Below are 14,267 nucleotides of genomic sequence, written 5' to 3' on the forward strand. Positions count from 1 at the left end.
AGGGGCGGGGTCGCGGGACACCGATTCAGGAGTCGTGAGCGGCGTGGGCATAAGGGTCTTGATCTTTCGGGCGATGTCCTGCAATACTGCCGGGAGAACTTTGATTTGGCGAGTAAATTTAATCAACGACGATTTTGCTCACACGGAGGACGACGGTGTCACGATCACGACGGATGCTCAGGACCGCGGGAGCCGCCGCAGCCGTGGCCGCCATGAGCGCCACGATGCTGGCCGGCTGCTCTGCGGACGGCCGAGAGACGATTCGCTTCACGTTCAGCAAGCGTGAGGCCCTGGACTTCATGAGGGCGCTCGTCGAGGACTACAACGCCTCGCAAGGCCAGGTGCGCGTCGAGATGGACACCTCGGGAGTCGACGTCGTCTCGGCAAGCTTCGTACGCGGAAACCCACCGGACATCATGCTCGCCAACTACAACTACGAGGTCGCGCGGTTCGTGCAGCGATGTGCGCTGAGCGACCTGTCCGGTACCGAGGCCGCCGCGCGGATCCGCCCCGATCTCCAGCCGCTCATGGACCAGTACGGCACGTGCCCCGACCGGACGAGCGCACTGCCCTACTCGGTGATGGCGGCATCCGTCATCTACAACGAGGAGATCTTCGAGCAGCTGGGGCTCGACGTGCCCCAGACGTGGTCGGAGCTCCTGGCCACGGCAGACGCGCTGGAGGCTGCGGGCATCACGCCGTTCTACGGAACCTTCAAGGATGACTGGACGGTCGGGCAGGGCTGGTACGACTACTCGGTCGGCGGCTCGCTGGACGTGCTGCGGTTCTTCGACGACCTCGCGGCCGAAGGCGCCGACGTCGGTCCGGACTCCGCCGTCTCGTTCGAGCGGGACTTCGCGGAGCCGATGGACCGGATGATGCAGCTGGTCGAGAACTACGTGAATGCCGATGCGCCGAGCCGCGGATACGGAGACGGCAATCTGGCCTTCGCGCAGGGACAGGCAGCGATGTACCTGCAGGGTCCGTGGGCGCTCGGCGAGATCGCCAAGACGTCGCCCGACCTGAAGGTGGGCACCTTCCCGCTTCCGATGACCGAGGACCCCGACGATCTCGCGGTGCGCGTGAACATGGACCTCGCGGCCATGATCCCCGAGGGCTCTCGGCATCAGGAGGCCGCCCGCGACTTCCTTGAGTACCTCTATCAGCCCGAGAACATCGAGGCCTACAACGAGTCGCAGCTCGGCTTCACGCCGATCACCGGTGCGCCGGCGCCGAGCGATCCTCGGATCGCGGGAATGCGCGAGTACTACGACGCGGGCCAGGTCTATCAGGGGCCGTCCGTGCTCGTCCCCAAGACGATCCCGGTCTTCAACTACGCGCAGGCCATGGTGCTGGGTGCACCGCCGGCATCCGTGCTGGCCACGATGGACGAGGACTGGGCGCGTCTGGCTTTCCGCCAGCCCGCACCCACGACCGGCGACGCGCTCGGGGCGCCCGCCCAGACCGAGACGAAGGAGTCCGGACGATGACCGCCACTTCCACCCTGGTGACAGGAGCCGACCGACGCGGGCAGCGCAGCACGCGTCGTGTCGAGCCGATCTATTACGTGTTCCTGCTGCCCACGCTCGCCCTGTTCACGCTGGCGATCACCGTGCCTGCCGTCATGGGCATCTTCTTCAGCTTCACCGATTCGATCGGCATCGGATCCTGGAACCTCATCGGGTTCACCAACTACATCGCGTTGTTCAGCGACCCGGCGATCCTGCAGAGTTACCTCTTCACGATCGGCTTCTCGATCGCGACAGTCATCGTGGTCAACGTCGCCGCGTTCCTGCTCGCTGTGGGGCTGACCTCTCGCATCCGGTTCCGCACGGGGCTTCGCGCGGTGTTCGTGATCCCGATGGTGATCTCGGGCATCATCATCGCCTACGTCTTCAACTTCCTCTTCTCGAACTCGCTCCCCGCCGCCGGGGCCGCTCTCGGGGTCCCGTTCCTTGAAACGAGTCTGCTGGCCAACCCCGACCTCGCGTGGATCGCGATCGTCATCGTCACCGCCTGGCAGGCCATTCCGGGGACGCTGCTGATCTACATCGCGGGGCTGCTCTCGGTGCCCGGCGATGTCTACGAAGCTGCGGACCTCGACGGTGCATCGAAGACGCAGCAACTCCTGCGCATCACCCTCCCGCTGGTCGCCGGCTACGTGGTGATCAACGTCATCCTCGGCTTCAAGGGCTTCCTCAACGCATACGACATCATCGTCGGGCTGACAAACGGCGGCCCCGGCACCGCGACACGCAGCGTCGCCATGACGATCATCGCGGGCTTCAACGGGGGCGACTACGCCTACCAGATGGCCAACGCGACGATCTTCTTCCTCGTGGCCGTGGCTATCTCGATCCTCCAACTCTCGCTCACGCGCGGAAGGAACCAGATCTCATGACCAGTCAGCCCGCGCTCGCCTTCGAACAGGCCGATGCCGCCCTCGCGCCCCGCGCCCATCGTGAACGGCCCGCGAAACGCCGCGGCGAACGCGTCACCTGGTCGGGCACGATCATCCTCCTGCTGTGCTCGGTGACGGTGCTGCTGTCGCTCTACGTCACGATCAGCATGTCGCTGAAGACGACCGAACAGGCAGTCGACGGCAACGCATTCTCGCTTCCCGCGCCCTTCAGCGTCGATGGGTTCGTCGAGGCGTGGACCCTCACCAGGTTCCCGATCGGCGCGGCGGTGTCGATCCTGGTGACGGCGGGCACGGTGTTCGCGACCATCGTCCTCGCCGCATTCGCGTCGTACGCGATCGTGCGCAACTGGGACCGTCGACTGTTCCGCTACTCGTTCTTCTACCTGCTCGCCGCGATGTTCATCCCCTTCCCGGTCGTGGCTCTGCCTCAGATCCAGCTGACCGGCAGGCTCGGGCTGGACAATCCGCTGGGGGTCATCCTTTTGGCCACGATGTTCCAACTGAGCTTCAGCGTGCTGCTGTTCACTGCGTTCCTGCGCTCGATCCCGATCGAGCTCGAAGAGAGCGCGCGTATCGACGGTGCTACCACGTGGCAGACCTTCTGGAGGCTGATCTTTCCGCTCCTGGCACCCATGAGCGCGACAGTCGGGATCTTCGCGTTCCTCTACGCCTGGAACGACTTCATGATGCCCTCCCTCATCATCTCCGACCCCGCGCTCCAGACTCTGCCGGTGCGGCAGAACCTCTTCCAGAACCAGTTCAGCAACAACTACAACGTGTCGTTCGCCTCGTATCTCATGGCCATGGCACCCGCGATCGTCGCGTACTTGTTTGCTCAGCGCTGGGTCATGGCGGGAGTCACCCAGGGTGCGATCAAGGGGTGAGCCCCGCATCCGGCGCTTTCCGCTCTCGATCTGCCCTCCCGAACCGATCCCGAAATCGATCCCGAAAGGACCGCTGTGCCCGCGACTGAGACCGAACTCGACACCCGCACCGACCTCGCCCCGGCACCGTGGTGGCGGCAAGCTGTCGTCTACCAGATCTATCCCCGCAGTTTCGCGGATGCCGACGGCGACGGCCTTGGCGACATCCCGGGCATCACCTCTCGCGTGGACTACCTCGCCGAGCTCGGTGTCGATGCTGTCTGGCTGAGCCCGTTCTACCCGTCGGAGCTCGCCGACGGCGGCTACGACGTCGCCGACTACCGCAACGTCGACCCGCGCCTGGGAACGCTCGAGGACTTCGACCGGATGCTGGCCGCCCTGCATGCGCGCGGCATCAGAGTCGTGGTCGACATCGTTCCCAACCACACCTCCGACCAGCACGCGTGGTTCCAGGAGGCTCTTGCGGCCGGCCGCGGATCGGCGGCCCGGGAACGCTACATCTTCCGGGAGGGGTCCGGGCCCGAGGGCGCGGAGCCCCCCACCGACTGGGTGTCGATCTTCGGCGGCTCCGCGTGGGAGCGCGTTGCCGACGGACAGTGGTACCTGCACAACTTCGCGCGCGAACAGCCCGACCTGAACTGGGATCACCCGGAGGTGCGCGAGGACTTCGTGAAGACCCTGCGGTTCTGGTCGGATCGCGGCGTCGACGGTTTCCGCATCGATGTCGCGCACATGTTGACCAAGGACCTGACCGAGCCGCTGCCCTCCAAGGACGAGCTCGCACTCATTCCGCGGGACGGCAATCATCCGCTCATCGACCGCGACGATGTGCACGACATCTATGCGCAGTGGCGTGCTGTGTTCAACTCCTATGACCCGCCGCGCACGGCAGTCGCCGAAGCCTGGGTGGACCCCTCGCGGATCCACCTCTATGCCCGGCCCGAGAGCCTCGGACAGGCGTTCAACTTCGATCTGCTCGAGGCGGACTTCGATGCGCAGAGCTTCCGTCGCATCATCACCGACAACCTTGCGCTCGTCGCCGCGTCCGGCTCCTCGAGCACGTGGGTGCTCTCCAACCACGACGTCGTGCGGCACGCCACGCGCTACGGACTGCGCACGCCGACCGCGGAATCGACGGTGCCGACCCGACACGGTGGGCAGTGGCTCCTGGACGGCGGTCCCGAAGAGGGCCTCGACCGCGCACGGGGACTGCGGCGCGCGACGGCGGCGACGATGTTCCTGCTCGGGCTGCCGGGATCGACATACCTCTACCAGGGAGAGGAGCTCGGTCTCCACGAGGTCGCCGACATCGACCCCGCACAGCGTCAAGACCCGACCTTCTTCCGCACCGAGGGCGCGGAGATCGGACGTGACGGATGCCGCGTTCCGTTGCCGTGGCACGGCGACGGCCCGGGCCTGGGATTCGGGGCGGCGCAGCCCCATCTGCCGCAGCCGGCGTGGTTCGCGAATCTTGCGGTGACGCTGCAAGAGGACGACCCCCGGTCGACGCTTGCCCTCTACCGTCGCGCGCTGCACCTGCGCCGCCGGCTGGAAACCGCCGAGGAGCTGGAGTGGATCGAGACCGGTCGAGATGACGTGCTGCGATTTGCCCGACCCAACGGTTGGCAGGTGATCACGAACTTCGGCTCGGACCCGTATCCGCTGGACGCGTCGCTCGGTGGTGAGGTCGTGCTCGCGACATCCGGCGGCCCAGTCGCCGACGTCCCCGGCGAATCGACGGTGTGGATCGCTCCGCAGGGGATGAGCGACTAGCCGTTCGGGTTGCCGGCGCGCGTTTTCCCAGCGTTCACCTCGACGTCTCTCGGCGGGACGCGGCCTTGGCCACAATGGGGGTCATGTCCGCTCATGGAATGGCTCGGCACCTCGACGGACTGCGCTTCGGGCGCACCCATCGGAAGGTCTGGGTGCTGTCGGCGCTCGGCATCATGCTCGACGGGTTCGACTTCTTCATCATGGGGGTGGCGATCCCCCTGATCGTCGCCCAGTGGAACATCTCGCCGTTGGAGACGGGCATGGTCTCGAGCGCGGCGATCGTGGGCGCGATCGTCGGTGCGTCGGTCATGGGGAAGATCTCGGACCGGATCGGGCGGAAGCTTGCCTTCCGCATCGATCTCGGGATGTTCGTCGTCTTCGCGCTGGCCTCGGCGGTGGCCCCCGACATCTGGTGGCTCATCCTCTTCCGTTTCCTGCTGGGGATCGGTGTCGGCGCCGACTACCCGATCGCGTCGAGCTATGTGGCAGAGATCTCGCCGCGCCGGCTCCGCTCGCGGCTGCTGATCGGCGCGTTCAGCTTCCAGGCCGTCGGGCAACTGCTCGGCGCCCTCGTCGGACTGCTCGTTCTCAGCCTCGACCCTGTGCCCGAGGCGTGGCGGTGGATGCTCGCGTTCGGTGTCGTCCCCGCGCTCATCATCGTGATCCTTCGCCGGAATGTCCCCGAGAGCCCGATGTGGCTCGCCTCGATGCGCAAGTACGACGAGGCGATCGACGCGGTGACGCAGTTCACCGGTCGCACGCTCACGGTGGAGGAGGTCCGCCAGGTGACCGAGGAAGAAGCGGTCGCCGGTGTCGTCGAGCCCTCGGAGGAACGCGTGACGCGAGAGGAGCGCCGAGCCCTCTTCTCGAAAGGCGTACGCGGGACGACCGCTCTGACTGCCGTTCCCTGGTTCTTCATGGACATCGCAACCTACGGCGTGGGCGTGTTCACCCCGACGATTCTCGCGGCGCTCGCGCTCTCGTCATCCGCGAACTCCCAGTTCATCGCCGATGACATCACGTCCACGGAGGGCGCCGCCTTCCTCGACATCTTCCTCATCATCGGTTTTGCTGCCGCCATCCTCCTGGTGCGCAAGCTCGGCCTCATCGTGATGCAGACGACGGGTTTCATCGTGATGGCCGTGGGGCTCGTGGTGCTCGGGATCACGGACTTCCTGCCGCAGGACTCACCGCTCCAGCTCGCGCTGGTGTTCTCTGCGTTCGCAGCGTTCAACCTGTTCATGAACGCCGGGCCGAACTCGACGACGTTTGCGCTGCCGGCAGTCGCCTTCAGAACCGAGAATCGCGGCGCGGGTGCGGGCTTCGCCGCCGCGGCGGGCAAGACCGGCGCCGCGGTCGGGACGTTCTTCTTCCCGATCCTGCAGGCGGGGCTCGGGTTGTTCCCGACGCTGCTGATCATCGCCGCCGGATGCCTCGTTGCCGCGGCGGTCACCGTCGCCTTCCGTGCTCGCGCGCGCGGCGGCGTCGAGGGCGACGAGCGGACGATCCCGGTCGAGCCCGCGGGAGTCTGACGGCGCGATCGGCGTCGGTCACGTCGACTCGGTCTTCTCGGGCTCTCCAGACGCGTGCGCGGGAGCGCGGCCGTCGAGGGGATCCTCCGGGCGCCGCGACGACAGCGCGATCGTGGCCAGCAGTCCCACGGCGAGGAAGCCGGCGGCGGTGTACGCGGCAAGGCGGGTTCCGTCCGAGAAGGCGGTCTTGGCATCCTGGGCGATCGGCGCCGTGTCGGACGACTGCTCGAGCCCCGCGATCGCCGCACCCGCGCTGTCGACGACGGAGGTGACGACCTGATCGATCTGCTCGGGAGCAAGCCCGCGCTCCTGCAACGTGGACGACAGGATGCCTGCCGTGCTCGTGAACAGCACGGTGCCGAGGATCGCGATGCCCAGCGCCGAGCCGATCTGCCGCGAGGTGGATTGGGTGCCCGAGCCCTGGCCGCTGTACTCGACCGGGACATCCACCAGGATCACTCCCGTCAGCTGGGCGGTCGCGAGGCCGACGCCGAACCCGTAGACGAACAGGCCGGGAAGGATCCAGCCCCACGCGGCATCCGGTGCGATCACGATCGCGACCGCGACGATTCCGACGATCTCGGCGGCGATCCCGATGCGCACCACGATGACGGCGGATACCCGGTTGCTCAGAGCCGCCGCCGCTCCGCTCGCGACGAACGATCCGATCGCGAGCGCGAGGAGGATCAGGCCCGTCTGCAAGGCATCCAGCCCGAGAACGAACTGGAGCCACAGTGGGAGGGAGAGAATGAGGCCGAACTCCCCGAGGGAGACGACCAGTGCGGAGAGGTTGCCGTTGCGGAAGCTCGCGATCGAGAACAGGCTGAACGCGATGAGCGTCGACCTGCCCGCTCGCTCGCGGTGGATGCCCCATGCGATGAAGGCCGCCATGCCGAGGATCGCGATCGCGAACGCCACCGGCACGGGCGAGATCGCCCACGGCCACGTCCAGCCGCCGACCTGGAACTGGCCCTCACTCTGCCACCATCCGAGCGTTCGTCCCTCGATGAGCCCGAAGACGAGAGTGCCGAAGGTGAGGAACGAGAGCAGCCCGCCGACGTAGTCGATCGATCGCACGTGCTCGTCGCGGGACTCTGCCACCGTCAGCAGGACGCCGATGATGATGACGATGCCGAGGGGGATGTTGATCCCGAAGGCCCAGCGCCACGAGAACTCCGTGGTGAGCCACCCGCCCAGAAGAGGCCCGACGGCCGCCATCCCGCCGATCGTCGACCCCCACACGGCGAAGGCGATCCCGCGCTCCCTGCCCCGGAAGGTCGCGTTGATCAGCGAGAGCGTCGTGGGGAGGATCATCGCGCCGCCGACGCCTTGAACGAGGCGCGCGAGGATCAGGAGGTCGCCGGTCGGTGCGAAGGCCGCGGCGATCGACGAGCCCGCGAACAGAACGACGCCGATGATCATGAGTCGGCGGCGCCCGAAACGGTCGGCGAGCGACCCGAACACCAGCAGCAGCGACGCGAAGACGAGCGTGTAGGCCTCCTGCACCCACTGCACCTGGGTGGACGAGATCCCCAGGTCATCGACGATCGCGGGGATCGCGACGTTCACGATCGTCGAGTCGACGATGATCAGCGAGACGGCGATGGAGATGAAGACCAGGCCGAGCCAGCGGCGACGGGATGACACCATAGTCGCTAGATTATCTAGCGATATCGCGCATGCCAACCCACTCGTGCTGATCGCTAGGCTCGGCACCATGCCCGAGTTCATCGACGCGCACGGCGTCACGATCGTCTACGACGTCACCGAGCCCCGCTCTGCCCCCCGCGGCGTCGTCCACATCCTCCACGGTGTGGGTGAACACGCCGGGAGATACGGGGCGCTGACGACCGCGCTCGTGGATGCCGGATTCGTCGTCTACGCCGATGATCACCGCGGCCACGGTCGGACCGGGATGCGACAGCACGGCGATGCCGAGCGGCTCGGGCGGCTCGGTACCGGCGGGCACCGCGCGACCGTCTCCGCGGTGTGGCAGCTGATCGAACGCATCCGCGCGCAGCATCCGGATCTGCCCTTCATCCTGCTCGGCCACTCCTGGGGATCCTTCCTCGCGCAGATCATCGTCAATGACCACCCGCAGGCCGTCGACGCACTCGTCCTGAGCGGTTCGGCGCTGCGATGGCCCGGTTCGCTCAATTCCGGAGACCTCAACGCGCCGTGGAAGGGTCCGGAGGCGACGGGTGTCGAATGGCTCTCATCCGACCCAGCCGTCGGTGCGGAGTTCCTCGCGGACCCGCTGACGACCACCACGCCGCTTGCCCGGCTGTTCGGACTCCGCGACTCGCTGCGCATCATCGGACGCCCCCGGCGCAACCTGCCGAAAGACATCCCGACCCTCATCATGGTCGGCCGAGAGGACACCGTCGGCGGACCGCGCAGCAACCATCGCCTTGCCGATGCGTACCGAACCCGCTCCGGGTTCACCGACGTGACGACCCTGGTCTACCCGGGTGCGCGGCACGAGATCTTCAATGAGGCGCAGCAAGCAGAAGTGCGCGCGGATCTGCTCGCCTGGCTTGATGCCCGGTTCCCCGCCCGCGACTGACGTGCACACGCCCTCCTAGGCTGGTCCCATGCATGGTGAGTACAAGGTCCCCGGAGGCAAGCTCGTCGTCGTGGACCTCGATGTCGTCGACGGGCGGCTTTCGCAGGTGCAGCTCGCGGGGGACTTCTTCCTCGAGCCCGACGACGCGCTTGCGGCCATCAACGCGGCGCTCTCGGGACTGCCGGTCGAGTCGGATGTCGCCACGATCGCCGCAGCGGTCCGCGCTGCGCTCCCGGAGGGGGCGCAGCTGCTGGGGTTCACTCCGGAAGCAGTCGGCACCGTTGTGCGTCGCGCTCTGGTGACGGCATCCGGCTGGAAGGATTTCTCGTGGCAGATCGTCCACGATCGTCCGGTGTCGCCGCGGATGAATCTCGCGCTCGACGAGGTGCTCACCACCCGCGTCGGTGACGGGCGACGGATGCCGACCCTGCGGCTGTGGGAATGGAACGAGTCGGCCGTCGTCATCGGATCGTTCCAGTCGTATCGCAACGAAGTCGACCCCGAGGGTGCGGCGCGACACGGGTACGACGTCGTCCGCCGTATCTCGGGCGGCGGCGCGATGCTCATGGGCGCCGACGCGATCATCACCTACTCGCTGTCGGTGCCCGCGTCGTTGGTGGCGGGGATGACCTTCGCGGACTCGTACGCGTTCCTCGACGACTGGGTACTGCACGCGCTGCGCTCGCTCGGAATCGAGGCGACCTACCAGCCCCTCAACGACATCGCGAGCCCGCAGGGAAAGATCGGCGGGGCCGCGCAGAAGCGGCTCGCCAACGGCGGAGTGCTGCACCATGCAACCCTCAGCTACGACATGGACGGCCAGGTGCTCACGGATGTGCTGAGGATCGGGCGGGAGAAGCTCAGCGACAAGGGTACGACCTCGGCGGCCAAGCGCGTCGACCCGTTGCGCCGTCAGACGGGTCTGCCGCGCGAGGCGATCATGCAGAAGTTCGCTGACACGTTCGCGTCTCTGTACGGCGCCGAACCGGGTTCTATCACGCAAGAGGAATATGCCGAGGCTGAGGCCCTCGTCGCCTCGAAGTTCGCCACCGACGCATGGCTGCATCGGGTGCCGTGACCGTCACGATCCATCGCGGCGACAACCTGCCGCTGATGCGCGCGATGCCAGATGCCACGTTCGGTCTGATCTACCTGGATCCGCCTTTCAACACGGGTCGACTGCGGGAGCGGTCGGTCGAGTCGGCGGCAGCGCCCGGGGAGGTTCCGCTGCCCGGGTCCGTGACCAGGCGCGGCTTCCACGGCCGCGACTATGAGCGGCTTCGCGGCGACCTGCGAGTCTACGACGACCGGTTCGACGACTACTGGGGCTTCCTGGAGCCGCGACTGGTCGAAACGTGGCGGCTGCTCGCCCCGGACGGCACCCTCTACCTGCACCTGGACTACCGCGAGGCGCACTACGCCAAGGTGCTGCTGGACGCCGTCTTCGGGCGAGACCGGTTCCTCAACGAGATCATCTGGGCCTATGACTATGGCGCGAAGACCCGCAAGAGGTGGCCGACCAAGCACGACACGATCCTCGTGTACGTCAAGGACCCGACCCGGTTCTGGTTCGACTCGGATGCCGTGGACCGCGAGCCGTACATGGCGCCGGGGCTCGTGACCCCGGAGAAGGCGGCGCGCGGAAAGCTCCCCACCGACGTGTGGTGGCACACGATCGTCCCGACGACGGGCCGCGAGAAGACCGGCTATCCCACGCAGAAGCCCGAGGGTGTGCTCCGGCGCATCGTGCAGGCATCCGCGCCCCCGGGGCGCCCTGTTCTCGACCCGTTCGCGGGCTCGGGGACGACGGGCGCGGTCGCGCACGCGCTGGGGCACGATGCAGTGCTCATCGACAGCAACCCCGAGGCGATCGCCGTCATGCGCGCTCGACTGCCTCACGCGGCCGTGCTCGAAACCTGAGCGCGTCCGTCGAGCCCGCTCTACGCTGGCGGTATGCGATTCGGAATCTTCATCCCGCAAGGCTGGCGTCTGGACCTCGTGGGGATCGATCCCGCGCAGCAATGGGAGGCGATGAACGCACTCGCGCAGCGCGCCGATGCCGGGCCGTGGGAGTCGCTATGGGTATACGACCACTTCCACACGGTTCCGGCGCCCACCGAGGAGGCCACGCACGAGGCGTGGACGCTCATGGCAGCCTTCGCCGCGTCGACCAGCCGCATCCGGCTCGGGCAGATGTGCACCTGCATGGGCTACCGAAACCCCGCCTATCTCGCGAAGGTGGCCGCGACCGTGGATCTGGTCTCGGGTGGACGCGTCGAGATGGGCATCGGCGGCGGATGGTATGAGCACGAGTGGCGCGCGTACGGGTACGGCTTCCCCGAGCTGCGTGACCGGCTCGCGATGCTGCGCGAGGGTGTCGAGATCATGCATCAGGCGTGGACGACCGGGTCGGCCTCGCTCGATGGAAAGTACTACCAGGTCGACGGGGCCATCGTGCGGCCGCAACCGCTGCAGCGCCCGGGGATTCCCTTCTGGATCGCGGGCGGCGGCGAGAAGGTCACCCTCAAGATCGCCGCGAAGTACGCCGCCTACACCAACTTCGCGGGCAGCATCGAGGAGTTCGATCACAAGCGTGCCGTCCTGCACGAGCACTGCGCCGCGCTCGGGCGCGACCCGTACGAGATCACGCAGTCCTCGAACGTCAACACGATCGTGGGCGCGACAGAGGCCGAGGCTGAAGAGCGCCTCGCCCGGGTGCTGGCGCGGCTTGCTCCGCTGGTCGGCGCCGAGCACCTCGCCGGGATCGAGGCGGAGTATCGCGGCTCGCCTGGGTTCGGCACCCCCGAGCAGATCGCCGAGCGCCTCCAGGAGCGCGCGGCCCACGGGCTCGGATACGCGATCCACTACTTTCCCGAGGCGGCATACGATGCCAGCGGTATCGAGCTGTTCGAGCGGGAGGTCGTCGCGCACCTCGTGTAGACGGAGGCGGGCTCGCTGTCAGAGCAGGGCGCGGACGCTGGCGTAGCCGTCGCCGAGTGTCTCGGGCCCGGTGACGTCGAAAACGCGCGTGCGCCCGGGATCCTCGGACCATGCCAGCCATCCGGGAGTCCCGCTGCGCACGTACGCCGAAGCGGCGCCGTGCAGGACATCCGCCAGCGCTTGGGGCGGGTCATCGCCCGTGAGCTGGTCCACGCGTTCCCGGTCGAGCACGTCGAACCAGAACGGCACGTCGATGCAGTGGCATGCCCAGCCAATCCGCGTCGAAGCCCACGAGAATCGATAGACCCACGTCGGCGATGCTCTCCGCGCCCCCGCGATCCGGGCGACTCCCGCCCGGAACACCTTGTCGGACACATAACGGCCGAGGAGTGCGGCAGTTCCGCGGGCGCGCTGATCGGTATTGTCCGCCAGAAACCTGCGAGCCCGTCGGCGATCCACGCCCAGAGCCGCGAGCGCCACTCCTGCGGGCACGAACCTGAGCCGACCCTTGACGCCGTCAGTGACCATCGTGAACTCGTCGTCGGTCGCGCCCAGCACGAGCTCCTTGTCGGCGCCGACGCCGTGGGCGATCGAGTCCGGCGTCGGCGCCGTGAGCAGATCCCCGTCGATGAGCGGACCCCACGGCAAGCCCTCGTCGAGGAGGCGCCGCACGCCCGCCAGCTGAGTGCCGCCCGATGACCCCGCATCTTCTTGGAGTCCGACCAGGACGTCAGGGTCCGCGGCGGCGAACCCCTCCCGGGTGGCGGGGACCCCGGCGAGTTCCGCCAGACGCGCCGCTGCCGCCGTCGCACGCGACCGGGTGACATCGCCCAGCGCAGGTGAGAGAGCCCAGACTCGATGGAAGAGGTGCTGGGCGGCGGGCATCCCGAGCAGCGTGAGCACCGCGCCACCGCCGGCCGACTGGCCCGCGATCGTCACCGCGCCCGGATCCCCGCCGAACGCCGTGATCTCCCGCTGCACCCACTCCAGTGCTGCCAGCCAGTCGCGTACCCCACGGTTGCTCGGTGCGCCGTCGACGAGCCCGAACCCGTCGAAACCGAGGCGGTATGAGATCACGACCGTGACGATGCCGTGACGGGCGAACGTGCCACCGTCGTACCACGGGCTTGCGGGGGACCCTGAGACGTAGCCCCCACCGTGGATCCACACCAGCACGGGCAGCCGGGCCGTGGAGTCGCCGGGCCTCGGGGTGAACACGTTGACGTTGAGTGTCGAGTCGCCCGGTACGGATGGCTCGGGGATGAGTGTCACCTCGGCGACTGGTCCGCGCTGCGGCGTCGCACCGAAGGCCGTCGCGTCACGCACTCCGGTCCAGGGTGCCATGGGCGCGGGAGCGGCGAATCGGAGTTCGCCGACAGGGGCCTGCGCGAACGGAATGCCGAGGAAGGCCGCGCTGCGTTCCCCCGCCCGTTCGCGCCACACGCCGCGAACCGCACCGAGGCGTGTCTCGACGACCGGTGCGGCAGAGGCCGGGCCCGACTGTCGGGGCGCCGTCACCGTGTGCTCGATTCGCGAGGCTGCAGCGCGGCGAAGAGTTGGTCGACGATTTCGGCCATGTCGATCGTCGGGTCGAGCAGCCACTGAAGCTGCAGGCCATCTGCGACCGCCTGGAGGATGCGTGCGAACACGTCGGGGGACAGCGTCTCCGGCGCCGGCGTGAGGGCGAACGCCTCGCGCAGCGCGGTGCCGCGTTCCACGAAGTACGCGTGAGCGGGGTGGTCCGGGTGTGCAGCCTCGACGGCGAGCCTCGAGAAGAGCTCGACCAGTCCGGGAACGTCGGCGTTGTGGCGGATGACGCGCACAAAGCCCGCCCGGGCCTTCTCGCTGTCGGTTTCCGCCACGTCGGGGAGGACGCCGAAATGCTGGGCATCGTGCTCGTCGCGCTTGCGCAGCACTTCGGTGAACAGCTCTTCCTTGCTGTCGAAGTAGTGCAGCAGGCCCGCCTGACTGAGCCCGACGGCCTCGGCGATGCGTTTGACGCTGGCGCCGCTGTAGCCCTCGGTTGCGATCACGTCGAGCGCGCGTTCGAGGATCTCCTCACGCTTGGCGACGCCTTTCGCATACGAACCTCGTTGTGCCATGAGATGAGTGTGCCGAATGGCGCTTGTTTTTCAAAACCTAGTGTCATA

Annotated in this window: 12 protein-coding genes; 9 read left to right on the forward strand and 3 right to left on the reverse strand. The window is 67.6% G+C overall.

Annotation, left to right across the window (positions count from 1 at the left end):
• Nucleotides 1–173: 173 nt before the first annotated feature.
• The 5 genes from AC3ENO_RS00490 to AC3ENO_RS00510 all read left to right on the forward strand — a co-directional run bounded on the left by AC3ENO_RS00490 (nt 174) and on the right by AC3ENO_RS00510 (nt 6,611).
• Nucleotides 174–1,490 (forward strand): ABC transporter substrate-binding protein, encoded by a 1,317-nt coding sequence (locus AC3ENO_RS00490; RefSeq protein ID WP_434968672.1) that lies wholly within the window; start codon nt 174–176, stop codon nt 1,488–1,490.
• Nucleotides 1,487–2,401: a carbohydrate ABC transporter permease gene (locus AC3ENO_RS00495; protein ID WP_434968673.1), complete on the forward strand. Its 915-nt coding sequence runs from the start codon at nt 1,487–1,489 to the stop codon at nt 2,399–2,401. The genes AC3ENO_RS00490 and AC3ENO_RS00495 overlap by 4 nt, the downstream gene beginning before the upstream one ends.
• Nucleotides 2,398–3,306, forward strand: coding sequence for a carbohydrate ABC transporter permease (locus AC3ENO_RS00500; RefSeq protein ID WP_434968674.1), 909 nt, complete (start codon nt 2,398–2,400; stop codon nt 3,304–3,306). Before AC3ENO_RS00495 ends, AC3ENO_RS00500 begins: the two co-directional genes overlap by 4 nt.
• A 75-nt stretch (nt 3,307–3,381) precedes the next feature.
• Complete coding sequence (locus AC3ENO_RS00505; protein ID WP_434968675.1) at nt 3,382–5,079, forward strand: glycoside hydrolase family 13 protein; 1,698 nt, start codon at nt 3,382–3,384, stop codon at nt 5,077–5,079.
• Between the two features lie 83 nt (nt 5,080–5,162).
• Nucleotides 5,163–6,611 (forward strand): MFS transporter, encoded by a 1,449-nt coding sequence (locus tag AC3ENO_RS00510; protein WP_434968676.1) that lies wholly within the window; start codon nt 5,163–5,165, stop codon nt 6,609–6,611.
• An 18-nt stretch (nt 6,612–6,629) separates the two neighbouring features.
• Here AC3ENO_RS00510 and AC3ENO_RS00515 read toward each other — a convergent pair whose 3' ends face one another.
• Entirely contained in the window at nt 6,630–8,261 is a 1,632-nt protein-coding gene (locus AC3ENO_RS00515; protein ID WP_434968677.1) for a DHA2 family efflux MFS transporter permease subunit, read from the reverse strand.
• 67 nt (nt 8,262–8,328) lie between these two features.
• Here AC3ENO_RS00515 and AC3ENO_RS00520 point away from each other — a divergent pair, with 67 nt between their 5' ends.
• Genes AC3ENO_RS00520 through AC3ENO_RS00535 form a run of 4 tightly spaced genes read left to right on the forward strand, consistent with a single transcriptional unit; the run spans nt 8,329 to nt 12,117 of the window.
• Nucleotides 8,329–9,177: an alpha/beta fold hydrolase gene (locus AC3ENO_RS00520; RefSeq protein ID WP_434968678.1), complete on the forward strand. Its 849-nt coding sequence runs from the start codon at nt 8,329–8,331 to the stop codon at nt 9,175–9,177.
• Nucleotides 9,178–9,205: 28 nt separating this feature from the next.
• Nucleotides 9,206–10,255 carry a lipoate-protein ligase LplAB gene (lplAB, locus tag AC3ENO_RS00525; protein ID WP_434968679.1) on the forward strand — a complete coding sequence of 350 codons (1,050 nt, stop codon included), beginning with the start codon at nt 9,206–9,208 and terminating at the stop codon, nt 10,253–10,255.
• The gene (locus AC3ENO_RS00530) at nt 10,234–11,097 is read left to right on the forward strand and encodes a DNA-methyltransferase (protein ID WP_434968680.1); all 864 of its coding nucleotides are present in this window, start codon (nt 10,234–10,236) and stop codon (nt 11,095–11,097) included. The genes lplAB and AC3ENO_RS00530 overlap by 22 nt, the downstream gene beginning before the upstream one ends.
• Before the next feature lie 33 nt (nt 11,098–11,130).
• On the forward strand, nt 11,131–12,117 hold the full coding sequence (locus AC3ENO_RS00535) for an LLM class F420-dependent oxidoreductase (RefSeq protein ID WP_434968681.1): 987 nt from the start codon (nt 11,131–11,133) through the stop codon (nt 12,115–12,117).
• Between the two features lie 18 nt (nt 12,118–12,135).
• On the opposite strand, the gene AC3ENO_RS00540 is transcribed toward AC3ENO_RS00535, so the two are convergent.
• Both AC3ENO_RS00540 and AC3ENO_RS00545 read right to left on the reverse strand, forming a co-directional pair.
• Entirely contained in the window at nt 12,136–13,635 is a 1,500-nt protein-coding gene (locus AC3ENO_RS00540) for a carboxylesterase/lipase family protein (RefSeq protein ID WP_434968682.1), read from the reverse strand.
• Nucleotides 13,632–14,219, reverse strand: coding sequence for a TetR/AcrR family transcriptional regulator (locus AC3ENO_RS00545; protein ID WP_434968683.1), 588 nt, complete (start codon nt 14,217–14,219; stop codon nt 13,632–13,634). The genes AC3ENO_RS00540 and AC3ENO_RS00545 overlap by 4 nt, the downstream gene beginning before the upstream one ends.
• Nucleotides 14,220–14,267: the final 48 nt, after the last annotated feature.

It is taken from the genome of Microbacterium sp. bgisy207 (assembly GCF_057706855.1).